This window comes from Dactylosporangium sp. NPDC051541, from assembly GCF_044454505.1.
Classification (GTDB): domain Bacteria; phylum Actinomycetota; class Actinomycetes; order Mycobacteriales; family Micromonosporaceae; genus Dactylosporangium.
Genome location: NZ_JBITDU010000001.1, coordinates 462,465 through 486,214 on the forward strand (window position 1 = coordinate 462,465; position 23,750 = coordinate 486,214).

The 23,750-nt window shown below is 70.1% G+C and carries 20 protein-coding genes; 12 read left to right on the forward strand and 8 right to left on the reverse strand.

The features are described from left to right. Positions 1-23: 23 nt before the first annotated feature. The 6 genes from ACIA8L_RS02105 to ACIA8L_RS02130 all read left to right on the forward strand — a co-directional run bounded on the left by ACIA8L_RS02105 (position 24) and on the right by ACIA8L_RS02130 (position 9,385). A complete protein-coding gene (locus ACIA8L_RS02105; protein ID WP_395899482.1) occupies positions 24-1,181 on the forward strand; it encodes an AAA family ATPase in 1,158 nt (385 codons plus the stop codon). Continuing rightward, the gene (locus tag ACIA8L_RS02110) at positions 1,178-1,777 is read left to right on the forward strand and encodes a DUF4276 family protein (RefSeq protein ID WP_395899484.1); all 600 of its coding nucleotides are present in this window, start codon (positions 1,178-1,180) and stop codon (positions 1,775-1,777) included. The genes ACIA8L_RS02105 and ACIA8L_RS02110 overlap by 4 nt, the downstream gene beginning before the upstream one ends. Continuing rightward, entirely contained in the window at positions 1,774-4,947 is a 3,174-nt protein-coding gene (locus ACIA8L_RS02115; RefSeq protein WP_395899486.1) for a type I restriction endonuclease subunit R, read from the forward strand. Before ACIA8L_RS02110 ends, ACIA8L_RS02115 begins: the two co-directional genes overlap by 4 nt. Before the next feature lie 106 nt (positions 4,948-5,053). Beyond that, positions 5,054-6,655: a protein kinase gene (locus ACIA8L_RS02120; RefSeq protein WP_395899488.1), complete on the forward strand. Its 1,602-nt coding sequence runs from the start codon at positions 5,054-5,056 to the stop codon at positions 6,653-6,655. A 352-nt stretch (positions 6,656-7,007) separates the two neighbouring features. Then, the gene (locus tag ACIA8L_RS02125) at positions 7,008-9,026 is read left to right on the forward strand and encodes a hypothetical protein (protein ID WP_395899490.1); all 2,019 of its coding nucleotides are present in this window, start codon (positions 7,008-7,010) and stop codon (positions 9,024-9,026) included. Beyond that, complete coding sequence (locus ACIA8L_RS02130; RefSeq protein WP_395899492.1) at positions 9,023-9,385, forward strand: hypothetical protein; 363 nt, start codon at positions 9,023-9,025, stop codon at positions 9,383-9,385. The genes ACIA8L_RS02125 and ACIA8L_RS02130 overlap by 4 nt, the downstream gene beginning before the upstream one ends. A gap of 487 nt (positions 9,386-9,872) precedes the next feature. On the opposite strand, the gene ACIA8L_RS02135 is transcribed toward ACIA8L_RS02130, so the two are convergent. Beyond that, positions 9,873-10,289: a hypothetical protein gene (locus ACIA8L_RS02135; protein ID WP_395899494.1), complete on the reverse strand. Its 417-nt coding sequence runs from the start codon at positions 10,287-10,289 to the stop codon at positions 9,873-9,875. Positions 10,290-10,316: 27 nt separating this feature from the next. Beyond that, on the reverse strand, positions 10,317-10,703 hold the full coding sequence (locus ACIA8L_RS02140) for a hypothetical protein (RefSeq protein WP_395899496.1): 387 nt from the start codon (positions 10,701-10,703) through the stop codon (positions 10,317-10,319). 425 nt (positions 10,704-11,128) lie between these two features. On the opposite strand from ACIA8L_RS02140, the gene ACIA8L_RS02145 reads away from it, so the two are divergent. After that, a complete protein-coding gene (locus tag ACIA8L_RS02145) occupies positions 11,129-11,431 on the forward strand; it encodes a hypothetical protein (RefSeq protein ID WP_395899498.1) in 303 nt (100 codons plus the stop codon). A 201-nt stretch (positions 11,432-11,632) separates the two neighbouring features. Here the strand turns inward: ACIA8L_RS02145 and ACIA8L_RS02150 are convergent, their stop codons facing one another. The 4 genes from ACIA8L_RS02150 to ACIA8L_RS02165 are packed head-to-tail and all read right to left on the reverse strand — an operon-like array spanning position 11,633 to position 14,792. Then, entirely contained in the window at positions 11,633-12,520 is an 888-nt protein-coding gene (locus tag ACIA8L_RS02150) for a hypothetical protein (RefSeq protein WP_395899500.1), read from the reverse strand. Positions 12,521-12,546: 26 nt separating this feature from the next. Further along, positions 12,547-13,314, reverse strand: a complete 768-nt coding sequence (locus tag ACIA8L_RS02155) for a hypothetical protein (RefSeq protein ID WP_395899501.1) — start codon at positions 13,312-13,314, stop codon at positions 12,547-12,549. After that, positions 13,308-13,613, reverse strand: a complete 306-nt coding sequence (locus ACIA8L_RS02160; RefSeq protein WP_395899503.1) for a PadR family transcriptional regulator — start codon at positions 13,611-13,613, stop codon at positions 13,308-13,310. The genes ACIA8L_RS02155 and ACIA8L_RS02160 overlap by 7 nt, the downstream gene beginning before the upstream one ends. A 48-nt stretch (positions 13,614-13,661) precedes the next feature. Then, positions 13,662-14,792, reverse strand: coding sequence for a S8/S53 family peptidase (locus ACIA8L_RS02165; RefSeq protein ID WP_395899505.1), 1,131 nt, complete (start codon positions 14,790-14,792; stop codon positions 13,662-13,664). Between the two features lie 47 nt (positions 14,793-14,839). Between ACIA8L_RS02165 and ACIA8L_RS02170 the strand changes: the two genes are divergently transcribed. From ACIA8L_RS02170 to ACIA8L_RS02180, 3 genes are read left to right on the forward strand one after another with little or no spacing between them, the layout of a single operon-like run. After that, on the forward strand, positions 14,840-17,359 hold the full coding sequence (locus tag ACIA8L_RS02170; RefSeq protein WP_395899506.1) for a CHAT domain-containing protein: 2,520 nt from the start codon (positions 14,840-14,842) through the stop codon (positions 17,357-17,359). A 49-nt stretch (positions 17,360-17,408) separates the two neighbouring features. Beyond that, a complete protein-coding gene (locus ACIA8L_RS02175) occupies positions 17,409-18,593 on the forward strand; it encodes a putative bifunctional diguanylate cyclase/phosphodiesterase (protein ID WP_395899508.1) in 1,185 nt (394 codons plus the stop codon). Between the two features lie 13 nt (positions 18,594-18,606). Next, positions 18,607-19,986 carry a cellulose binding domain-containing protein gene (locus ACIA8L_RS02180; RefSeq protein WP_395899510.1) on the forward strand — a complete coding sequence of 460 codons (1,380 nt, stop codon included), beginning with the start codon at positions 18,607-18,609 and terminating at the stop codon, positions 19,984-19,986. On the opposite strand, the gene ACIA8L_RS02185 is transcribed toward ACIA8L_RS02180, so the two are convergent. Next, on the reverse strand, positions 19,983-20,819 hold the full coding sequence (locus tag ACIA8L_RS02185) for a stage 0 sporulation family protein (RefSeq protein ID WP_395901675.1): 837 nt from the start codon (positions 20,817-20,819) through the stop codon (positions 19,983-19,985). The genes ACIA8L_RS02180 and ACIA8L_RS02185 overlap by 4 nt on opposite strands. 331 nt (positions 20,820-21,150) lie before the next feature. On the opposite strand from ACIA8L_RS02185, the gene ACIA8L_RS02190 reads away from it, so the two are divergent. After that, the gene (locus ACIA8L_RS02190) at positions 21,151-22,557 is read left to right on the forward strand and encodes a hypothetical protein (protein WP_395899512.1); all 1,407 of its coding nucleotides are present in this window, start codon (positions 21,151-21,153) and stop codon (positions 22,555-22,557) included. Positions 22,558-22,763: 206 nt separating this feature from the next. On the opposite strand, the gene ACIA8L_RS02195 is transcribed toward ACIA8L_RS02190, so the two are convergent. Further along, a complete protein-coding gene (locus tag ACIA8L_RS02195) occupies positions 22,764-23,006 on the reverse strand; it encodes a hypothetical protein (RefSeq protein ID WP_395899514.1) in 243 nt (80 codons plus the stop codon). A 195-nt stretch (positions 23,007-23,201) separates the two neighbouring features. On the opposite strand from ACIA8L_RS02195, the gene ACIA8L_RS02200 reads away from it, so the two are divergent. Beyond that, positions 23,202-23,597 (forward strand): winged helix-turn-helix domain-containing protein, encoded by a 396-nt coding sequence (locus tag ACIA8L_RS02200; RefSeq protein WP_395899516.1) that lies wholly within the window; start codon positions 23,202-23,204, stop codon positions 23,595-23,597. Positions 23,598-23,750 lie beyond the last annotated feature (153 nt).

A 23,750-nucleotide genomic window follows, 5' to 3' on the forward strand; every position in this document is an offset into this window, starting at 1 on the left:
AGCCGGTGCCGTTCGTTCGGCGAATGCGCGTCAAGCACTACCGGTCGATCGTCGACTGCGACGTCATTCTCAGCCCGTTGACCGTTCTCCTAGGCTTCAACGCCTCCGGAAAGTCCAACTTCCTCGACGCCCTCCACTTCGTCGCCGACGCGTTGGAGACGTCGCCCGTTCAGGCTGCCGCCGGCCGGGGTGGCCTGGAGACGCTGCTGCACCGTTCGCCTGAGGGTGCCGCTGCCTCCTTCGAGCTCCGACTCGAGCTCAGCCTTGGACTGCCTCAGTCCGACGACGCCGTGACCGCGACCTATGGCTTCAAGATCGGTCCTGATCCGACAGGTGAGGTTCCGCTGCTGGTGCTGCGAGAGGCTGGAAGTATCAACCTGCCCAGCGGCACACTGCGACTGCCCCTGGGCGTACATGGGCGTAGCTCGCGGTTGCGACTGTCCGCATCGGCAATCGATGAGGACGCGCCGCAGGCAGTGCTGGAGTCGGCTCTCCGCGCGATGCGCTTCTATGAGCTGGACTCCACTGTGCTGCGGGAGTTGGACGAGAAGCCGCCGCCGCGCCAGCCGTCTCTCGGGCCTGCCGGTGAGTATCTCGGACGAGTCCTCGGTGAGTTGGCGAAGGATGCGCTCGGCAAGGAGCGCCTCGACGCGTACCTGTCGGCGCTCGTACCGGATGCGCTGGGCGTGGACGAGCGACGTGAGGGACGGTACTCGACCGTTCAGGCTCGGTTCCGGACCGGTGACGGCGTGGAGACGTTCCTGCGGGAGTCGCTCTCAGAAGGGACGCTGCGGGCCGCAGGCACGCTGGCCGCGCTGTCGCAGCCGGCAGTGCTCGCCGGAAGGGTGCCGCTGATCGGGGTCGAGGAGCCGGAGACCGCGCTGCACCCGGCCGGGGTCAACGCGCTGTACGAGGCGCTGGATGATGCTTCCACGCGGACGCAGGTGATCGTGACGAGTCAGAGCTCGGATCTGTTGGACAGCGAGTACACCCGGCTGGAGCACATCCGGGCGGTGGCCAATGTGGACGGTGTGACCCGGATCGGTCCGGTCGACGCCGCTGGACGGTCCATCGTGGAGAAGGGGCTGATGAGCATCAGCGAGCTGCACCGCAGCGGCCAGATGCGACCGGAGTGGGCGGATCAGGCGCCTCGGCAGCCCGGAGGTGGAGTCGGGCGATGAGCCTCGCCATGATCGCTACTGTCGTGGAGGGTCAGGGGGAGGTGGCGGCAGTGCCGGTGCTGCTGCGCCGGATGATCGCTGAGATTGCCCCTGAACTGTGGGTTGATTTGCCCCGTCCGTACCGGGTTGGCCGTGATTCGTTGATCGCCCCATATGGCCTGGAACGAACCATCGGCGCTCTTGCCGAGCAGGGTGGTCCGGGGACAGGTCTGCTAGTTCTGCTAGACGCGGACGACGCCTGTCCGGCGACGCTGGGACCGCAACTGCTGGCCCGGGTCCGCGAGACCCGACCGGACCGGCCCGGTTCGGTGGTGCTGGCTAACCGTGAGTTCGAGGCGTGGTTCCTTGCCTCCGCGCCTTCGCTGCGCGGGCATCGTGGCCTGGCCAACGATCTGACGCTGCCCGCCGACGCGGAGCGGCCGCGCGACTGCAAGGGGTGGCTCAGTGAGCGCCGGGTGGACGGGCGGCCCTACAAGCCGACCGCCGACCAGGCCGCGCTCGCGGCCCTGTTCGACATGCGGCTGGCAAGGGAGAACTCGCCGTCCTTCGACAAGCTGTGGCGGGACGTGGAACGACTGCTGAGGGAGGCGACGTGACCGTTCGAGTCAACACCGAGCAGGCGTTCGAAGAGGAGATCGTCGGCTCGTTGCTCGCCTCCGGGTGGCTGGCGGGCTACCAGCAGTCCTACGACGCGACGCTTGGCCTGGACACCGCTCACCTGTTCGCGTTCATCGGCGCCACGCAGATGGATGCTTGGGAAACCCTGATCGCGTACGCCGGAGGCGACCAGAGTGTTGCACGACAGCACTTCCTGCGGTTCCTGGCCAAGGAGTTGGACGAGCGCGGTGCGCTGGACGTGCTGCGCAACGGCGTGAAGGACCGTGGGGTGCGGATCCGGCTGGCGTACTTCCGGCCGGCGCACACGGTCGCCGAGGACGCGCTCGGCGACTACCGGCGCAACGTGCTGTCGGTGACCCGGCAGCTGCATTTCTCGAAGGCGACGCCGCAGCAGTCGGTCGACCTGGCGCTCTTCGTCAACGGGATCCCCGTCGCCACCGCCGAATTGAAGAGCTCCGCCAGCCAAAGCCCGCAGAACGTACAACACGCCAAGGACCAGTACCGCAGCGACCGCGATCCGAAGGATCCCTTCTTCGCCCAGCGCACCCTCGTGCACTTCGCCGTCGACGAGGAATTGGTGTTGCTGACCACCCGGCTGCGCGGGGACCGGACGATGTTCCTGCCGTTCAACCAGGGCACGGCCGGTCCAGGAAACTCCGGCGGCGCCGGCAACCCGCCGATGGCCGCGGACCGGCCCGCCTATCGGACCTCGTACCTGTGGGAGAAGGTGTGGCAGCCCGACGCATGGCTGGACCTGATCAAACGGTTCCTACACGTCGAGGACGCGAAGTCGGCCAAATCCAAGGGGCGGGGCAGCGCCCATCGACTCGGCGTGCACGATCGGGCACTGATTTTCCCGCGCTACCACCAGTGGCACGCGGTGCTGGAACTGACCCGGCACGCTGCCCGGTACGGCTCGGGCAACAACTATCTGATCATGCACTCCGCCGGCTCGGGGAAGTCGAATACGATCGGCTGGCTGGCGCACCGGCTGTCCACACTGCACGGTTCGGTCGAGCTCGGCATGCTCGACCCGGAGGCGGTGGCGGCTGAGCGAATCGAAGCGAACAAGCCGGTCTTCCACAAGGTGGTAGTGGTCACCGACCGGTCGGTGCTGGACAAGCAGCTCCAGGACACCATCTATCAGTTCGACCACACGCCTGGCGTGGTGGAGCGGATCACGGGTTCGGGCGGCTCGAAGTCCGCTGAGGTCGCCGCCGCCTTGGCCAACACCGCTACGAAGATCGTCATCGTGACCGTACAGACGTTCAAGTATGTGTTGGCTGGGGTCGAAGCGCTGAAAGGTAAGCGGGTCGCGGTCATCATCGACGAGGCGCACTCCGGTTACTCCAGCGACTCCGTCGGCAACGTGGGCAAGGTGGTGAGCGGGAAGGGTGCCGAGGCGCCAAATGACGACGCCGACGACCCGGTGATCGCCTCGGCCATGTCCCGCCAACAGCGCCCCAATGTGTCGTACTTCGCGTTCACCGCCACCCCGAAGCAGAAGACCCTCAACAAGTGGGGAGTGCTCGACCCGGCCACCAACGAGATGCGAGCCTTCCACATCTACTCGATGCGTCAGGCGATCGACGAGGGCTTCATCCTCGACGTGCTGCGCAACTACACCACGTACAAGACTTACTGGCGGGTGGCGAAGGAGGGCGCTGAGGAGATCGAGGTCAACCCGAGTAAGGCGGGGGCACAGCTCGCGCGATTGGTCTACCTCAACCCGGCCACCCTCGACGCGCACGCCGAGGTGATCGTCCACCACTTCCAGACCCGGGCCGCGGATCGGCTCGGCGGCCGGTCGAAGGCGATGGTGGTGACCCGGTCGCGGGAGAGCGCGGTGCGGATGTACAAGGCGCTCGTGAAGGCCGTCGACGACCTCGACTGCCAGGATTTCGGGATCCTGGTCGCGTTCTCCGGCGAGCTGGACGTCGACGGGGTCAAGGTAACCGAGGCCGGGTTGAACGGCATGTCCGAGCGGGAGATGCCCGATGCGTTCGCGTACACCCAAGCCGACGCTGCTCATTCTCGGGCGCGGACGGAGTACCGCTTCCTGGTCGTAGCCGACAAGTACCAAACCGGGTTCGATCAGCCGCTGCTCACCAGCATGTACGTGGAGAAGCCGCTGGCCGGGGTCGCCGCCGTGCAGACGCTGTCCCGACTCAACCGTACGCATCCGTTGAAGAGCCAGGACGACTTGTTTGTGCTGGACTTCGCGAACGAGGCCGACGACATCCAAGCTGCCTTCAGGCCGTACTTCGAGGAGGCGCGCGCCACACCGAGTGACCCGAACCTGCTCTACTCGGCCCAACGCGCCGTCATGGACCACCAGATCCTGCTCGAGTCCGAGTTGCGGGAGTTTGCCGAGGCATTTTTGAGGGCCCAGCCCGCGCCTGGTGCAAGCGAGGCCGGTCAGCCGCCGGCCCGCCGTTGGGATCGTCGTCACGCGGCGCTGTACCAGCTCACCGATCCGGCCCGGCAGCGCTTCGAGCGGCTCGCTGCCGAGGATGTCGAGGCCGCCGAGATGTTCCGTGCCGACCTCAATGACTTCATCCGCAAGTACGGCTTCCTTTCCCAGGTCATGCAGTTCGTCGACGAGGATTTGGAGGCGCTGTACCTGTTCGGCAAGCACCTGCTCAACCGGCTGCCTCGCCGCAAGGACCCAGCCGTGGACATCGGCGAGATCGACCTCACCCATCTACGTGTCGGTAAGACCGGCGAGCATGACATGCAGCTCACACCCGAAGGCGCGCAGCTGTTGCCCGGGTTCGACGAAAGTGGCGCCGGGGTGGCCAAGGACCCCGACAAGGCGCTGCTCTCCGATCTGATCGAGGAGTTCAACCAGCGGTACGGGCTGGGGCTGAGCGAGGCGGACCGGTTGAAGTACGAGGAGCGCATCGTCGCTGCCGCCGAGGACCCGGATTTGCAGCAGGCGGCGGTGGCCAGCCGCAATGAAGGCGATTTCGAACTGCCGTTCAACTCTCGCTTCCGCGACATCATGATCGAGCGGGCCGAGGCAGACACGAAGTTCACCGAGAAGTTTTTCTCCGATAACGAGTTCCAAGGGCGGCTGACCCGCGAGGCCAGGCGAGCCGCGTATCGAATGATCAGACGTCGGCACGGCCTGTCCGACGCTGCCTGATGCGCTTACACAGTGGTGCCCTCGGCTGGTGTGGGCCGGCCGAGGGATAGACGTAGTTGCCCGTGCGCGACAGACTGCTTACACGCGATCACTGGGGAGGAGACGCGTGTCGTCCGGGCAACCGAAGCTGATTGCCGACCGCTACGAGGTACGGCCACTCGACGGCGGCGGTATGGGCACCATCTGGCAGGGATACGACACGGTCCTCGACCGGCCGGTCGCCATTAAGCAGATCCGCAGCGAGCACCACCACTCCGCAGAGCTACGCCGGGAACTCGCCGACCGGTTCCGTCGTGAGGCCCGGGTCACCGCCAAGATCGAACATCCCGGCGTACCCACCGTCTACGACGCTGCCATCGATCGGGACACCAATGATGTCGAGCGGCTCTACCTGGTAATGCAACTCGTCCGAGGCGTCAACGTCGCTGATCTGCTCGCTGAGAACGGCCCTCTGCCCGTTGCCTGGGCAGTATCTATTGCTGCCCAGGTCTGCGCTGTCCTGTCGTACGCCCACGCGATCCCGGTCGTGCACCGGGACCTCAAGCCCAGCAACGTCATGGTCGACGGCGGCGGCAACGTCAAGGTCCTCGACTTCGGCATCGCCGCCGTCCTCGGCACCGACGTCACCCGGCTGACCGAGACGGGGCGCATGGTCGGCAGCCGCGATTACATGTCGCCCGAACAGTTCCACGGTGTCGGCGTCAGCCCGCGTAGCGACCTGTACGCCTTGGGCTGCCTGCTGCACGAGATGCTCACCGGCACGAAGGTCTTCTCCGGGGCGAGCGACCCTGCTCTGCAGCATGTTCACAACCTGCCTATTCCGCTGCGAGCGGTACGTTCCGACGTCCCTGAGCTGATCGAACGACTCGTGCTCGACCTACTACACAAGTCGCCCGAGGATCGCCCCGCCTCTGCACAGATTGTCTTTGACCGGCTGATCCCGTTCTTGCCGGTGCCGGGAGATCTGGCTGCGGCGCCGAGCGGTGCCGCCGGCGCCAATTCGCCGAGCGAGATGCCCGACCCGACTCGTCCATATCGGCACCCGCTCGCTCCCCGCCGTCCCACCACCCCTCCGTCTCCACTGCGTTTCGCAGCTCCTAAATCCGCGACTCTGCAGCTCTCGCTGTCCACCATGCTTGTCGAGGCGTTGAACGCAGCCGATCGGCAGGCCGCTGAACTGATCGACCAAGAGCGCTTCTCCCAAGCGGCGGACGTTCTCAACGACGTGTTGTCCTCCTCCGCCATCCAGCCTGTGGCCGAGCACCCCCGAGTACTCGAACTGCGCAGCACCTACTCGGTGGCGCTCTTTCTCGGCGGAGACTTCCGGCAGGCACTACCCGCGTTCGACCAGCTCGCTGCCGCCTATGCCCGGGTAGCGGGACCTCGGGATGAACGGGTGCTGGACTGCCGGAAGCAGGCAGCGTATTGCCATGCCGAACTGGGCGAGACGGAAGCGGCGCTCGCCGGATTCCAAGCCCTCCTCGATCAGGTAGGCCGCGACGGTGACGTCAGAAGCCCTGAGGCGCTGGAGCTGCGCCTCCAGATCGGAATTGTGCTGCTCGCCGCGAATCGGCTCCACGAGGCGGCACAAATCCTTCGTCCTCTCCATGAGGATCTTCTAGTCGTTGGCGGCCAGCACGATCCCCACACGCGTGAGGTCGAAGAGCTCCTCGGCCGAATTCGCTTGACTGGAGGAACGCGGCGATGAAGCGACCTACTTTCACCTGCGGGCCGTCCGCATCGGCGGAGACCTGGTAGCGTTGTGTCGCCTGCGACGCGTGGAGCAGAGCATGGTCGCTTCGGGTTCGTTCCGAGGTAGGCAACGTGGAGGCATCGCCTTCTCACGCCGCGGACCTTGCCGAGCGCTGCGCTGCCGCCGAAGACCACGTCAGGGCTTGCTCTGATCAGTTGGAGGGGATGCGCCGACGGCTTCGGTCGTCCGACCTCCCGGGCACGGAAACCACATTCGTGTGGCACTCCGGGAGCGAACGGGACGGCCGACATCTCTTGGTCGGTACGTGGCTCCTTGGTGTGCCCGAGCACGCCCAGGAGGGCAAACCTTGAGCACCATTAACGAAACGACCGCCGTTCACGACCACGTTCCACCCCGGCCGGTCAGCAAGCTCCCCGAGCTTGCCCCGATTGCTGCTCGACGCAAGGCGGCTGAGAAGCTGGTCGAGGTATTCGGGCTCGAACCAGCCGCAGCGACCAACGTCGCTGATGCGGTCGTCGACCCGGCCGAGCTTCGTCGCTCAATCGAGATTCCAACGCAGCTCGCGATCACCGGCGGAACTCTTCTTGCGGTGCGTGCCCGGGTATGGACTCGACGCACTCTCTCCGACATCCGAAACCCTCGGATCGGCGACGCCCGCCGCCACCCGATCGCCGTCGAACCCGGCACAGACGAGGAATCCCGGTTCGCGCCAGTCGGAGACCCGACCAGCGACGGCGCCACGCCGCACCTTGAGGTCGAGATCGAGTCGACCGAGCACATGACGTGGGCCTCGGCTCTCGCCGCTCGCACCGTACTCGCCACGAACGACTGGCGGTATTCGATCCGCAACCAGGGTGTCCTCACCGAGGTGTGGCTCGTCCCTACTCGCTACACCCACACTGCCGACGGAAGTCCCGAATTCTGGGCTGTCACCACTGCCGAGGGTTCCTCGCGCACCACTGCAGCGCATGACATCCTCGGCGTCGGCAACAGCGTCGAGGCCGTCGTGAAGGCCGCCTCGGACACGCTCATGCGAAGCCGGATCAAGGAGCTGAACACGGCGTTCGAGCAGGGCCCGACGGTCAAGCAGTCCGAAGCACTGCGCTGCGAGACAATGCCGGCGCTCATCCTGGTCGGCTACCAGCCCCTGCCCGGTGGCCCTGACCGGTTCTCTTCCGCAGTGAAGTCCCTCGTCGCGCTTCGCCATGTCGACGCCCCCAAAGCATGGGGGGACGGTCCCGAACTCGAGTCCCTCGCCGACGAGGCACTGATCGTCATGGAGGACCGCGGCATCCTAACCCCGCTGCGCAGGCGCTGGCTCGCCGGCGCTATCAGCCGTACCCAGGCGAAAGCGGCTCACCTGCCGACCGACCCGGCCATCCGCGCGGCGGAGATCATCGCCCTGTTCACCAATGACGAACAGGAGGTCCGCGACGCCATCCGCGACGCTGTGACCCGCCAGTCCACGCGCAAGCGCATAACCAAGAACGTCCGCGTCAACCTTGCGGTCGCGCTGATCGCACGGTCCGTCGCTGGTGAGGGCACCAACCCAGACCGAATCCGTCGCTACATGCAGCACGCCTTCGTGTCCGTTCGTGACAACCACTTCAAACCCACGCACCGAGACAACGACGCAGTCTTTGCCGACGCGCTCAACGAGTTCGACGTTGATCCGGCCGGAACTCCGGGGCCAGCTCGTCTCGAACTCGCCGCCCGAGCCGCCTACCCGCTCATCGCAACGCTTTCGTTGTGGGCCGACCGCGGCACGCAGAACAACCCGAACGTCGACGACCGGCGGCGTCCCGGCGAAGTCATCGACACCATGCTTGCCTCTCGCCATGGCATTCACCAGTTGCACCGTGCGATAGCGGACCACAGTAGCGGCCTGTCGGCGCTACGCGCTGTGACCGATGACGGCAGCATCCGGCTGACCGAGGATCGCGCCCAGGAGCAGACCCTCAACGACATTTATCTCCGGTCGACGTTTCCGAAGGCCGGATCCCCGACCCGACCCACCAACACCGACACCCCGGACGACGCACTCCACGACGCTGCCGCCGGACTCGGCGCCGCGATTCGGGGCCTTGAGAAGGCTATGGCCGACATCAGGGCGGTCAAGGCGGCTGACGGCACCGATCACGTCGAGACCGTCGGCATCGACCGTAATCACGTCCGCGAGTGGAAGACCCTTCTCGATGACGCGACCTCCGACCTGGAGTTCTGGGGCCGTATCTGGGAGCGCCGGAACCGGGGGAGCCGGACCACCGTACAGCGCGACGACTGGGACACCGAGTACCACGAAGACCCCGACCAAGCGCTCGACGCCTGGGGAGACGGAGACACCGACGATGAGGCCGGGGCGTGACCCCGGAGCGGCTCTCGTCGCTCGCCGCCTACGCCGGCGACCGGATCCATCCGTCTGGGGCATCGGGGCCATACCCGTTCGGCCTCGACGTCCCCATCCATGTCCGCAACGTGATCTATGTGGTGTGCGCCTGGTCTGGGCAGATTCTCTACGTAGGGTCTACTACAGTCGGCGTCCGCATCCGTTTCGCGCAGCACCTCGTCGATTCCCCCAAGACCCTCGACTGGGCGCCTGTCTATGCGATTCCGCTTTCGAACCGGACTTCGGTTAGGGACGTCCGCCGGATCGAGGGTCGAGTCGGGCTCGCCGCCGCACCGGAGCGAAGTAGGGCGCTGCCCCGACTCGCCAACGGCCGCTGAAGCGACAATCCGCTGGCCCGGCTACGGCTGGGCCAGCGGACTCGGCCCGCGCGGTCGCGAGTGGCGGCACTGACTCTCCGGCCGGAGTTGCCATGGTGCTACGCCGCAACGCCTGCACGGGCCAACGGACGGCGTTGAGGCGTACCTGCTCGCTGCATGAAAGGTTCGATGACGCCCGCGGCGTCCAAAACAGGGGCAAGCCAGTTGCATGATCAGTTGCAAAACCCAGAGGAACCTGGTGGCTCCTGAAGGTCACTGTCTCGCCGTCTCTGCAGGTCGCAGTGTTTCAGCGCCCGTCATGTCCCTCCAGATCCCCGCTCCAACACACCTCGTAATGTAATAGGTCAACGGTTCGATTCCGTTAGGCGGCTCTGGCAACCGGCGCCCTCCACCTCCTGGTGGAGGGCGTTTTTCGTCGGCCCACGCACCGCACTCGGCGGGGTGGACCGGGAAACGCATCGCCGCTGCGAGCGAGACGCGGACATGCTTACGCGACCATGGAGACGCCCGGATCGACGGAGTGCAGCCCGAACCGGAGCGGGCCGCGCTCGACCCGGCTGGGGCCGACGATCCGGTGCTGCTCGACATCCGCCGCCGCGGTGGGGGTGTCAGTGGACAGATCCAGGTACTGCGAATGGTGCATCGACCGCCGGTACGCCTTGAGCTCGTCGATGGCCGCCTCCCGCGCCGCGACGCGGAGCAGGCTCTGATAGAGCTCGCCCACTTCGTGCACGAGCACGGCCATGTCTTCGAACTCGTCACGGTCCCCTTGGGTCATGATCCTCGACGTCAGGTCGTGCAGCATCCGTGCGTGCCGGGTGACGTCGGTGTTGAGGTTCATGGGGCCCGACTGGGTGAGCAGTTCCAGCTGAACCTCGCTGAGGTCGAACTCCATCGCGGTCATGATCGGCTCCTCCTCCGGTCTGGTGGGTCAACGTCGGTTCGAGTGGCGGCGGATCTGGAGGAAGGCGAGGGGCACCGCCGCGACCACCACACCCGCGATCAGTGCCCGGGGCCAGTCGGGTGCGATGACAATGACGGCCGCGGTGCCGAGCACGGTGACACAGACGACGGCGAACTCGCCGGCACCGGCCGATGCTCCTGACTGATAGTGGTTGATGCGGATGGTGACGTGCCTCCAGATGGTGAGCGCAATGGAGGTGCGCACCGTCTCGCTCGCATGCTTGACGACCGCCGGGGGGCCGGGCACCTCACGGGAAAGATCGAGCTCGGGCGCTCCGGCCGACTCGTAGTGACGTGATTGCAATATGTAACTATGCTCGGATGGCTCCCCGTCCCGGCCCTCGGACTCGGTCAAGTCCAAATGCTGCTGCTCGGGCACTCGCTTTCTCCGCATGCGCTCCACCCTCGTACCCCGATGTAGTGACCGATGGATGTCACGTTAGGTGATGGGTATGAGCGTGCGCTAGACCTTCGTACAGCAAAGTTAAGCCCAGAGATGCATCAATCACGCGTATGTAAGCTGCATCCAGGACCACCAGACTTACTGCGGAATGTTTGCGGGCGAACGAGTTCGGCAAGATCCTGGCTCCTGACCTCTGGTATTGCGGCATCGTGCGTGTCATGATCCGCCGAGGCGACTGAGATGCAGCAGTTAACTGTATCCGGAGGCATACTTTGGGTATATAGTGACTGCATCGGCGGTAGCTGATCACGTTCAGTAGCAGCGGGGGGTCAACCTGCCCCGCTGCGCAGCGCGGCGCTCACCAGGAGGAGCGATTCATGAGTAGAACCAACACGCTGGCCCAGCGGTCCGCCGTCAATGACGACGTGAACACGCCGGGGTCGGGCGACCAGGTCGGTGCCGGTGGTGGCAACGGGCTCACGCGCGTCACCGTGAACCTCAACCGACAGGCCATGAAGGCGCTGGAGCAGATCAGCTCCAGCGAGCACTACAGCAAGACCGACACGATCAATCGCGCGCTGCAGATCTACGCGATCGTGCAGGAGGTCATGGACCGCAATGACGGGATGCTGCGGGTCCAGCGCGCCGACGGCTCGATCGAGCGCATCCACATCGTGTGACCGCATGCCGGTAGAAGGGAGACTCGAGGGCTGCGACCTCGAGCCTCCCTTACCCGGGGTCCAGGAGAACGCGCCGAGCATGACGCAACGTATGCACTTCATTGCTTTGAGTCAATAGATACCCGACGGTAAGTAGCTTAGTGGGTAGCCATCGTCACCTACAGCGATGCGGTGCGCCCGGCTTTTTGGGCCCGTCGCGGGCTAGAACTTCGGGATGACGGCGGCCAGGGCGCTCACCACGAACGGGCTCACGATCACCAGGCCGCTGCGTAGCTCGCCGAACGTGGTCTGGTCGATGCCCAGCAGCTTCTCCAGCTTGCCGCGCTCGTCGGCCTTGTCGACCAGGTGCTCCAGGGGCACGTCGGACAGCGGGAAGTGCCGGTCCACGAAGAGGGCGCAGCGGCGGCGCAACGTTGTCGAGGCGGGGACGTACATCACGCCGACCACGAACGACGCTACCGCGCCCGAGAACAGGACCACCGACTTCGGCAGTTCCGCGCCCCAGTCGGTGGCGGCCCCGTTGACCAGCGTCACCAGGAGTACCAGGAAGCCGAGCTGGTTCAGCAGCCGCGACACCAGTTTGCGCAGGCTCAGCAGGGTGTTGAGCTGCTGGCCGGGGGAGCCGGTCAGGGGCCGGCGGGCGACCCGGTGGACCGCGCCCAAGGTCGCCGCGGACGGGAGCGCGCCGCAGATCGCGATCGCCGACAGGGCCACGCCGCGGCTGGTCAGGCCCTGCTGGCCGAGCACGTACGGGGTGGCGGCGACCAGGCCTACGGCGACCGCGACGGACGCGAGGACCAGGTGCAGGACCTGATACAGCCGGACCCGGTGGACCGTGCCCAGGTCCCGCCACCGGGCCGCGCCGAAGCCGAACGCCTCCCCGCTCGCCGCTCCAAGGACCGCGGCGAGGACGGCGAACAGGACCCAGCGGGGCTCGTGCTGGTGGCCGGGGCTGGTCCAGGCGATGAACGTGCCGAGCACCGCGCCGCCCAGCATGGCGAGCAGGCGCAGCTCGCCGGTGATCGTCTCCTCGGCGTCGGCCAGCGCGACATCGTCCGGGGTCTGGGTCGGGGTCACGGTCGAAGCCATTGGCGCACGTTAACGTAATGGCGTTATCAGTCCATGAACCAGGCGTTGAGGTCCTGGCCGGTCGGCGAGCGCTGGGCCAGCCAGACCGCCGCGACGATCAGGGCGGCTACGACCAGCGCCGCCCGGGTGCGGCCGCGCAGGCCCCGGGCCAGGAACGCGAACACCACGGTGGCGACGGCGGCCAACGGGTAGGCGTAGTGCTGGGCGCCCGGACCGTTTGGCCAGCCGTGCGGCGCCAGGACGATCGCCGTCGCGACCCCGATCAGTCCGGCCAGCAGGACGAGCCCGCGGTGACGGGGCGCGCGGGCGCGGTGGGTGGCGCCGACCGCGATCGCCGACAAGCCGAACGTGAACACCAGGCCGATGCCGCCGCTGATCATCGCGTAGGCGCCCAGCACGAGCACCGCCTGCACGGGGATCGTCCACGGGGTTTCCAGCCGGGCGAGGCGGTCGTGGAACAGCAGGGGCACCGGCACGGCCAGCACCCACGAGAGCGCGGGCCAGGCCAGCGCGAACAGGAGCACCCGGGCCGCCGTGGTCGCCGGGCCGCGATCGGCCGCCCCGACCGCCGGAGCGGGCGAGGTCAGCCCGCGCCGGCCGGCCGCCACCCACAGGGCGGGCAGGGTCCAGGCGGCCCAGAACAGGTAGCGGCGGCGCTCGCCGGGGCCGAGGTCGGCGAGGTCGGCGGCCCACTCGTCGCGCTGGCGGCGGCGGATGCCCGGTGGGAGCAGTACCCCCAGCAGGCGCACGGCCAGGCGCGGCCGCGGGGTCACGGGCCGGGCCGCGGTCACCATGCCGGCCTCGGGTTCGCGGTGCGGCGGCGGGCCGCGGCGGCGTCGAGGGCCGTGCGGGCCGCGGTCTCGCCGGCCGCCGTCAGCCGGTAGTAGCGCCGTCGCGGCCGGCCGGCGGCATGCACGTCGACGTCCTCCTCGCGGCTGCTCAGCCAGCCCGCGGTCTCGAACGCCACCAGGATCGGGTAGATGGTGCCGGGCTCCAGGCCCGCCTCGCCGGCCAGCTCCAGTCCATAGCGCTCCTGGGCCGGATCGGCCAGCAGCGCCCGCAGCACGAGCAGGCGCGGTGTCGTCATCCGCATGCCCGTACTCTATATAGCTATGCCTAGTTCTGCATAGGGTGGACGGGTCTAGCGGGGTCGCTCGCGGACCGGGCCGTTGCCCGCTTCGACCATGGCGGCGAGGGCCTCGCGGGCCGTGACCGAGCCGGGCCGGGTCCGGGCGGCGATGGAGCCGGACGCGATCGCGGCGGCGAAGGACGTGCCGCTCCACTTCGCCTTCCCCTCGAACTTCCTGATCCTGCCGTTGACGTCCACCTTCTCCGCGCGCAGGTAGGTGGATACGACGTCGACGCCCGGCGCGGCGTAGCGCACCCACGGCAGCGCAGGGCTCCACGGCGGAGTCCCGAGGAGGTTGTCCACCGCGCCGATCGCCGCCACCGACGAGATCCCGGCCGGCCAGGTCGCCGAGCCCCGGTCGTGCCCGTCGGTCAGCGCGACGATCTCGCCGTGGTTGCCGGCCGCGGCGATGACGAGCACGTCCGGGCCGAGCCGCTCGATGGCGCGGGCGATGACCAGCGGCGGCCCGCCGGCGATGGTGAAGCAGCCGAGCGAGAGGTTGAGGATGTCGAGCCGGTGCTCCCCGGCCAGCGTCATGATCGCCTGGGCGGTGTCCCACGAGCCGGCGTGGCCGTCATGCGGGTCCAGCACCGGCTGCTCGACCACGTCGGCCTTGGGCGCGTAGGCCTCGATCAGGCCGCGGACGAACAGGGCGTGGCCGGAGCGGTACGGGACCGGATAGGTGCCGGGGTCGGCCGCGCGGGTGTCGACCAGGCCGACGCGGACCCCCTCGCCCGCCGTCGGGGTGGTCTCCACCCGCGGGAGGTCACCCGGGAACGGCCGCGGTTCGCCGCCCGCCATCGGCTTGTGACTGGCCGCCCCGACCGCGCCGATGCTCATCGGCTTGTGGCTCTCGCCGATCACCGCGTAGACGTCGCGGTTGCGGCCGATCGTCGGCGTCCAGCCGTCCCGCTCGGCGGCGCAGCGCTGCCGCAGGAGGGCCGTCAACTCGCCCACGTCCAGCGGCTGCCCGGCCGCGTCCCGCAGGTCGCGCAGGCGGGCGAGCCCGAGACGCTCGTCCCGGTCATATGCGGTAATCGAGTTGTACGTGATCTGCCATCGCTTCAACATTGCCTCGACGACATCCAGGTGCAGCAGGTCGACGACGAGCTGGTCCGAGTTTTCCGCCACGTCCAATGCCATAGCCAACAGAGTCGCAAAGGGGGCCGGTGATACAGGCGAGTTCGCCCATGGACGCCGCTACCGAGGCGCTGGCGGCCGTCGACCGCGACCCCGGCAGCGGGTTGCCGCTGGCCGAGCGGGCGGCCCGGCGGGCGGTGCGGGCCGGGGACGCGGCCGCGGCCTCGACCGCCGAGCGGGCCTGGGGTCACGCGCTGCTGCACAAGGGCAACCTCGCCGGCGCGGTCCGGCACCTCGGCCGCGCGGCCGCGTGGGGCACCCGGGCCGGCTCGCCGCAGCTGACCGCCGAGGCCCGGCACAAGCTCGCGTTCGCCGTGCTCCAACGCGGGCGGCCGCAGGCGGCGCTGCGGGAGGTCGACGCCGCCCTGCCCGATCTGGCCGGGGTGGCGGCGGCCCGGGCCCGGGCCCAGCGCGGGATCGTGCTGCACACCATGGGGCGGCTGGACGAGGCCCTCGCGGAGTACGACGTGGCCCTGCGGGTGCTGCGGCGGGCGGCGGACCGGCTCGGGGTCCAGCGGATGTTGATCAACCGCGCCCTCGTCCACGCCGACCGGCACGCGTTCGCGGCCGCCGAGCGCGACCTGGCCGAGGCCGAGCAGCTCGCCCGCGAGCTCGGCCGGCCGCTGACGATCGGGCTCATCGCCAACAACCTCGGCCTCATGGAGACGCTCCGCGGTGACGTGCCGGCCGCGCTGCGCGACCTGGACCGGGCCGAGCGGATCATCGGGGCGCACGGTGCCCAGCTCGGCACCCTGCACCAGGACCGGGCCGAGCTGCTGCTGTCGGCCGGCCTGACCGCCGAGGCGCTGGCGGCGGCCGGCCGCGCCGTCTCGACGTACCGCCGCGAACACCGCCACCTCAAGGTGCCCGAGGTGCAGCTCCTGCTGGCGCAGGCCGAGCTGCTGGCCGGGCACCCGGACGCGGCCGGGCGCCACGCGGCCGCCGCCCAGCGCGGCTTCCGGGCCCAGGACCGGCCCGCCTACGCCGAGCTGGCCCGCCTCGGCGTGCTGCGGGCCCGGCTGGCCGGCGGCGCCCGGCCCCGGGTGCCGGTCGCGGTCCTCGACGCCATGCTGGCCACGCTCACGACCGCCGGCTGGCCTGGTGCCGCCACCGACGCCGCCCTGGTCGCGGCCCGGCTGGCCACCGATGGGCGGCCCTACCTCGCGCGGGCTGCGGCGGCCGCCCGCAGCCGGGGACCGGCGCTGGTCCGGGCCCGCGGCTGGTATGCCCGGGCCCTGCAGTGCCAGGCCGCCGGCGACGGGCCCGGCACGCTTGCCGCGACCCGGGCCGGCTTGCGCATCCTCGACGAGCACGGCTGGGCCATGGGCGCCACCGACCTGCGCGTCCACGCCGCCGCCCACCGCGCCGACCTGGCCGCCCTCGGCCTCGAGGCGGCGCGCGCGACCGGGCGGCCGGACACGCTGCTGGAGTTCTCCGAGCGGGCCCGGGCCAGCCGGCTGCCGGCCACCCCGGTGCGCCCGCCCGACGATCCGGTGCTGACCGAGCTGCTGGCCCGGCTGCGCGCGGTCACCCGGGACCGCGCCGACCGGCCCGCGGCCCGGCTGCTGGCCCGCCAGGCCCGCCTCGAACGGCAGATCCGCGACCGCAGCCGCCATCTTGACGGCAACGCCGCCGGGGCCGTGGACCGGCCCGCGACCGCGCGTGCGCTCGGGGGCGCACTGGGCGCGTGGGGGCTGGTCGAGTACACCCGCGGCAATGTCATCACCGTCGTCGACGGGAAGGTCCGGGTCCGGCCCCTCGGCGACCTCGGCGACCTGGTCGACCGGGTGGTGTTCGCGGCCACCCGGCTCGGCCGGCCGGCCACCGCCGCGCTGCTGAAGGACGCGGCCGCGCGGCTCGACGCGCTGCTCCTCGGTCCGCTGTCCGAAGTGGACGGACGACCCCTGGTCCTGGTACCGACCGGTCCGTTGCACAGCCTGCCCTGGGCCCTGCTGCCGTCCTGCGCCGGCCGCCCGGTGACCGTGGCCCCGTCGGCGACGCTCTGGCTGCACGCGCACTCGCGCGCGACCGGCGGCGGCCCGGTGGTCGCGGTCGCGGGACCCCGGCTGGCCCAGGCCGCGCCGGAGGCGACCGCGGTCGCGGCAATGCACGGGGGTACCGCCCTGACCGGCGCCGCCGCAACCGTGGCGGCGACCCTCGCGGCCCTCGGCACCGCCGGGCTCGTGCACCTGGCCGCGCACGGGCGCCTGTCGGCCGAGAACCCGCTCTTCTCCGACATCGCGCTCGCCGACGGCCCGCTCATGGTGTACGACGTCGAACGGCTCCCGCGCGTGCCGCACACGCTCGTGCTGGCCGCGTGCGAGAGCGGCCGCCCGGTCGTGCGCACCGGCGACGAGCTCCTCGGCCTCGGCGTGGCGTTCCTGGCCCGCGGCGCCGCCCAGCTCATCGCCCCCGTCCTGCCGGTGCCCGACGCGAGCACCCGGCCGCTGATGCTCGCCTTCCACGCCGGGCTGGCCGCCGGCCGCGCCCCCGCCGTGGCGCTCGCCGACGCGCAGCTGCACAACCCCGAGGCCGCGAGCTTCGTCTGTATCGGCGCCGGTTTTCGTTAAGTTCGGGCGGCTTCGGCCGATCGGGGCAGGGTGGAGTCGGGACGGCCGGATGCGTGACGTAGTGGCCGCCGCGCTGAGCCGGGGCGCGGTCGAGGGCCGCAGCACCGCCGTGCTGCTCGTCGGTCTGGAGCAGGCCGGCACCGCCGGCGACTTCGGCGAGCTCATGCGCCGCAGCGTGCTGCGCGACGACCCGATCGGCCGGGTCGGCGACGAGTTCGCGGCCGTGCTCTCCGACATCCGCAGCGTCGACAACGCCGAAGCGGTCGCGCGCCGCATCGCCGTGGCCGGGCCGGCCCGGATCGGGATCGCGGTGGCCGCGCCGGGCGAGTATGAGGCCGACGACCTCCTGCACCGGGCCGCCCTCGCACTGGAGGAGGCCCGCAGCCGGACCGACGGTGCACCGTGGGCCTGCTACGAGCCCAGCATGACGGCCGGGACGCCGCTCGAGCAGGAGCTGCGGGAGGCCGTTTTCAAGAGCCAGTTGCGGCTGTTGTACCAGCCGATCGTCGCACTGCCGGATGGCGACCTCGCGGGCGTGGAAGCCCTGGTCCGCTGGGCCCACCCCGAACGGGGCACCCTGGACCCGGACGCCTTCATCCCCCTCGCCGAGCGCATCGGCGTCATCGCCGAGCTCGGCCGGTGGGTCCTGCGGGAGGCCTCGACCCAGGCCGCGCGCTGGCAGCGGCGCCTGCCGGCCCTGCAGCTCAACGTGAACGTCTCCCCGCGCCAGCTCGACGAGGACGGCTTCGCCGCGCAGGTGCTCGGCATCCTCGAGGAGACCGGCTTCTTCCCCGGCAACCTCGTGCTGGAGGTGACCGAGGGCGCGGTCATCGGCGAGCGGGCCTCGGTCGCGCAGCTCGCGGTGCTGAGCAACGCCGGGATCCGCATCGCCCTCGACGACTTCGGGACCGGGTACTCCTCGCTGCGGTACCTGGCCCGCCTGCCGGTCGATGTGCTCAAGCTCGACCGGCTCTTCGTGGCCGAGCTGGACGGTACCTCCCGGGGCGGCGCGGTCGCCCAGGCCGTGCTGCGCCTCGGGCAGATCCTGCACCTGGACACGGTGGCCGAGGGGGTCGAGAACGAGGCACAGGCCCGCGAGCTGACCATCCTCGGCTGTCACAAAGCGCAAGGTTTCCACTACGCGCATCCGCTCACCGCCACTGAGCTGCAGCGCTGGCTGCCGGCCGGGGATCTGTCGCGATACGAGGCGGAGATCTGGGGCCCGGAGGTGTGATACTGCACGGGCCATGGGTGCCCACTTACGTTTCCGCCTCGGTGTAGCGCTCCTCACGGCCGTCGTGGCCGCAGTGGTGTCGACCGCGTTGCCGACGCTTGGCTTTCTCGGGGATTTGCCGGCCGCGGTACTGCTCATCGGTGCCGCCGCGGCCGCCGGTGCGCTGCTGGGCTGGCCCGGCGCCCTGGTCGGACTGGCACTGACACCGCTCGCGGCCGACACCGCGGCCCGGGTGGCGGTCGCGCTGGCCGGAGCCCTGCCGTGGGTGGCGATGCTGGCCTGGCGGCGCTATCTGGCCTTCAGCCGGGCCCGCCGCACGGCCCGGGTCGACCTCGACGCGACGCTGGAGTTCCCGCGCGCGCCGCTGCCCATCCTGGTCACCGCGATCACGCGGGAGTGGTCGGCCCGCACCGGGATCGGCGTGATCCTGCACAGCGCCGGCCTCGACGACGACGCCGGCGAGGACCCGGCCGGCAACGAGCTCAGCTGGGTCCTGCGCGAGGCGCTGCGCAACGTCGCCGCGCACGCCCAGGCTTCGACGGTGGCGGTGACGCTCGGGCGCGACGCCGCCGGGCTGACGCTGGAGGTCCGCGACGACGGCTCCGGCTTCGCGGTGCCGTCCTCGTTCGAAGGGCAGGCCGGGCTGTCGGGCATGGCGGAACGCGCCCGCGCGGCCGGCGGAGCGCTCGAGGTCTGGTCGCGACCGGGCGGCGGCACGCGGGTCACGGTCACCGTGGCGGCCGCCGGGGCCGTGCGCATCGGCGGGCCCACGTGGCGGGTCCGGCTCGGGGCGGGTTTGGCGGCGGTGGCAGTACCACTGCTGCTTGTGTCGTTTCTGACCACGCCGGACGGGCGCAACACGCCGTTGGCGGCCGACGAGACGGGCGTGCCGTTCGATCCGAACGCCACCCGCGGGCCGGCCAGTCCCGGCCAGCCTCCGGCCACGGCCGGGCGGTCGGGCAGCCCGAACCCGTCGCGGACCCCTTCGGCCCGGCCCTCGTCGGGCCCCAGCGCCACCGCCAGCGTCCCCGCGCCGCCGCCGGCCACCGAGGGCACCGGCACCGCGCTCGCCGAGCAGCGGACCTGCCGGGTCGTCTACGTGAAGCGCAGCGAGTGGAGCCCCGGCTTCGTGGCCGACGTGACGCTGACGAACCTCGCGTCGACGGCGGTCTCGGGGTGGACGCTCCGGTTCGACTACAGCGCCGGGCAGAAGGTCACCAGCTCCTGGAACGGCGAGGTCACGCAGACCGGTACCGCGGTGAAGGTGGCGCCGCCGGGCGATCGGCCGTCACTGGCGTCGGGGGCGTCGCTGACGATCGGCGTGCAGGGCACCTGGCAGGGGTCCAACCCGAGCCCGGCCTCGTTTTCGCTGAACGGCGCGGCGTGCTCCTAGCCGTGCCGCTCCTCGTAGGCCTGGCGGGAGCCGCAGACCGAGGCGCGGCTGCAGGAGCAGCGGGAGCCGTCGGCGTCGATGCGCACGATGACCGAGTCGCGGGGGACGCTGTGGCCGACCACGCGGCCCTCGCCCTCCGGGGTGCTCACCCGCGCGCCGACCGCGGGGGCGGTGGCCTGGAACTGGGCGTACAACGGGTGCTCGTACTTCAGGCAGCACATCAGCCGCCCGCACGCGCCGGAGATGCGCAGCGGGTTGAGCGGCAGGTCCTGGTCCTTGGCCATGCGGATGGTGACCGGCTCGAAGTCGTTGAGGAACGTGGCGCAGCACAGGTCGCGCCCGCAGGAGCCGATGCCGCCCTGCACCCGGGCCGAGTCGCGGGCCGACAGCTGCCGTAGCTCCACCCGGCAGTGCAGGGTCGCGCCCAGATCCCGGACCAGGGACCGGAAATCCACCCGATGGGGTGCGGTGAAGTAGATGGTCGTCCGCGCGCCCTGCCCGCCGGTGGAGTCCAGCACGTGATCTACTGCGACCACCTTCATCGGCAGCTCGTGGTCGCGGATCAGTCGCTTGGCCGCCACCTTGGCCTCGGCCTTGCGCTTGCGCAGCAGCTCGTCCCGGCGCAGGTCCTCGTCGGCGGCCATGGCGACCAGGCGCGGAAAGCCCTCGGTCTCCTCGGTGACCCACTGGGCGGCCCACACGCACTCGGCCACCTCGGGCCCGTCGTCGGTCGGCACCAGCACCCGGTCACCGACCTGGGGCCGCAGCGCACCCGGGTCGAAGTAGAACAGCCGCCCGTAGCGATTGAAGCTCACCGCGCACAGCATGCCCATGGCGATCACAGTAACGCGGGTCACGTCGAGCGCCTACGTCCCGCGATGAGATGGCCGGTTAAGTCAGGAAAAGTCCGACTCGACACTTTTGAGCGACCCCGTACCTATACCGTCGCTTTCGTCGTTACTAGTGCGGATGAGCCCGTAAAAATGGGCGTAACTCCGGCCGGGAAGGCCTCGTTGGGCGCAGCAGTGGCACGCCCTCGCAGGTCGTGTTCCCCGCTTCTCCCCGGTCTCGGAGGACCTCATCGCCATGACAGCAGTAGCTTCCGCGCGCCCAAGTTCGGCCCGACACCTCGCCATCCTCGCCGTGGCGGGGGTGATCGGAGCAGTGAGCCCGGTCGCGTTAGCGGCACCCGCGGCCGCGGGTGCGGCGGAGAGCTCCGGCTGCCCGACCGGCTTCGGCGCGACGGCCGCCGCCAACACCCTCGCCGTCGGTGGCCTGGACCTGCGCGCCATCGGCATGAACACGCCACCGCTGCCGGAACTGCGAGCGGCCACGGCCCACTCCGGCTTCGCGGGCGGCCCGGCCCGGGCGGCGGCTGACGCGCGGTACATCCAGAGCAGTGGCGTCCTCCCCCCGGGTCTGATCGGCCCCAGCGCCTACCAGCAGGCGCCGCCCCCGCACCAGGACCCGGCCACGGTCGCCATCCCGAGCGTCAACCTGGGCGCCCTCGCCGCCGGCGCCGGCAGCCTCAAGGCCCACGCCACCTGGCAGGACGCGGCCCGGTGCACCGAGGCGGCCGGCCCGCGCGCCACCGCCGACGCCCGCCTCGGCGGACTCACGGTCCTCCCGGCCCGCGGCGGCAAGGCCCTGCTCCGCTTCGGCGCCATCTCCAGCAGCACCGCCACCGGCGTCGCCGCCGCCGACGGCAAGTCCGCGGCCAAGGCCACCGCGACCGGCGACATCGCCGACTTCGCCCTCCTCGCGGGCGGCCCGTCGGCGATCTCGGTCCGCGTCGTCAGCCCGCCGAGCCTGACCGTCGCCGCCGGGGCCAAGAAGACGGTGGAGTACAAGGCTCCGGTCGTCGAGGTCCGCATCCCGGGCCGCGATGTCCTGCGCGCCGACTCGGCCGGCTCCCACATCGACGTCGTCGTCCCCGTCGACGGCAACTCCCGCGAGTCGGCCGAGCAGCTCGCCGAGGCCGAGAACCTCCCGCTGGTCGGCGGCCTGCCCCTGCTCGACCAGCTGGGCGGCGCGACGAGTGCCCTGTCCGGCGCCCTGTCCGGCGCGACCGCGATCCCGGAGTCGCTGCTCGAGGGCCTCCTGCCGGGCCTGCCGGTCGTCGGCGGCGGCGAGTCGACGGTCCGCAACACCGAGGGCCGCGCCGCCCGCCCGGCCCGCGCCGTCATCCTGCGGGTCGAGGTCGGCTCGGTGGAGAAGCAGTCGAACGCGACGGGCATCTACGCGAAGGCGTACTCGGTGCGCGTCAAGCTGATCGTCCGCACCAAGTGGAAGACCGGCGGCTACGGCGACCAGGCCGACCAGACCACCATCCTGGACCTGGGCGTGTGCGCCCTCGAGGCCGCGGCCGCCGCTCCCGGCGCCGGCGGCTACGGCACGGGCGGCAACTCCCACGGCGGCTACGGCGGCGTGAGCGGCGACACGGGCGGCGGCGGTGGCGACACCCTGCCGGTCACGGGTTCGCGTGCGGCCATCGTCGTCGGCGCCGGCCTGCTCCTCGTGGTCGCCGGCCGCATGTTCCTCGTCCTGTCCCGCCGCCGTTCCACGAGCTGATCCACCCCCGGCCGCCGGTCATTGCGGCGGCCTCGAGAACCCCTTCGCTGCCCGTGCAGCCTCGCAACCAGAGGCTGCCCGGGCGGCGTTTTCTTTTCCGTCCCTGGCCGGTCGCCGGATCGGCCTTCGCGTACGTACCGCCCGGAAATGCAAAAAACCGCGTCTGCTGAGGCAGAGGCGGTGGCGTTGGGGTGGTGGGTGGTGCGCTAGTCGGGGGTGGCTTTGCGGCGGAGGACGGCGGCGAACTCGAGGGCGGCTGAGGCTACTCGCTGGGAGCCGGTGATCGCGTCCTGCCAGTTGCCGTTCATGCCGGACGACAGTTCGATCTGGACGTCGCCGTCGTCGATGAGCAGGACCGGGTCGCCGTCGTCTTCGGTGATTGTCGCGTTGATCGCGCGCAGGTCCAGGGAGAGGGCCGGGGTCAGTTCTTCTTCGTCGCGGTCCAGCATGCTGGTGCCTCTCTCCCGAAGTGGGGGGTGTGGCAGCCGTGCGGCTCGCAGCTAGTGGAACGGCCGCCACACCCCGGTTTCTGGGGGTGCGCGGGGTTCGGCCGCCCAGCCGGGCCCCGCGCTGAACAACATAGTAGCCGTGCGGCCCTAAGGCCACAATAGTTGTTGCCGATAGACCTTCGTATGGTCGCCAGCATGATCTCCCGGAGCTCCGGCCTGTCGTTGTATCGGCAGGTCGCGGACGCGATTCGGCAACAGATCATCAGCGGTGAGTTGCCGCCGGGGAGCCTGCTGCCCTCGGAGAAGTACCTGGCCGAGGAGCATGACGTCGGCCGCGACACCATTCGTGACGCCATGGCGCACCTGCGCAGCGAGGGACTTGTCGAGAGCAAGCGCGGATATCGCAGCCGCGTGCGCTCCCTGCAACCCCGCGAGCGTGTGTGGCTGCACCCGGGCGAGATGGTGACCGCGCGGATGCCTACGCCGACGGAGAAGAAAGAGCACAGCATGCAGGAAGGCGTGCCGGTGCTGGTCGTCGGTGACCGGGCCTACCCGGCCGACCGCTACGAGTTCGGCCCGGCCGAGCAGTAGTGAACGCGCAGCCCAGAGCTGAGCAATGCCCGAGGTAATGCTCATCACGCGTAAATAAGTTGTTCCCGGCTGCCCCGTGAACCGATGCTTGTACCAAGCAAGTATCGACCAACAAAGCGGGAGCTGCGGAGTCGTGTCCTCGGAAGACAGACA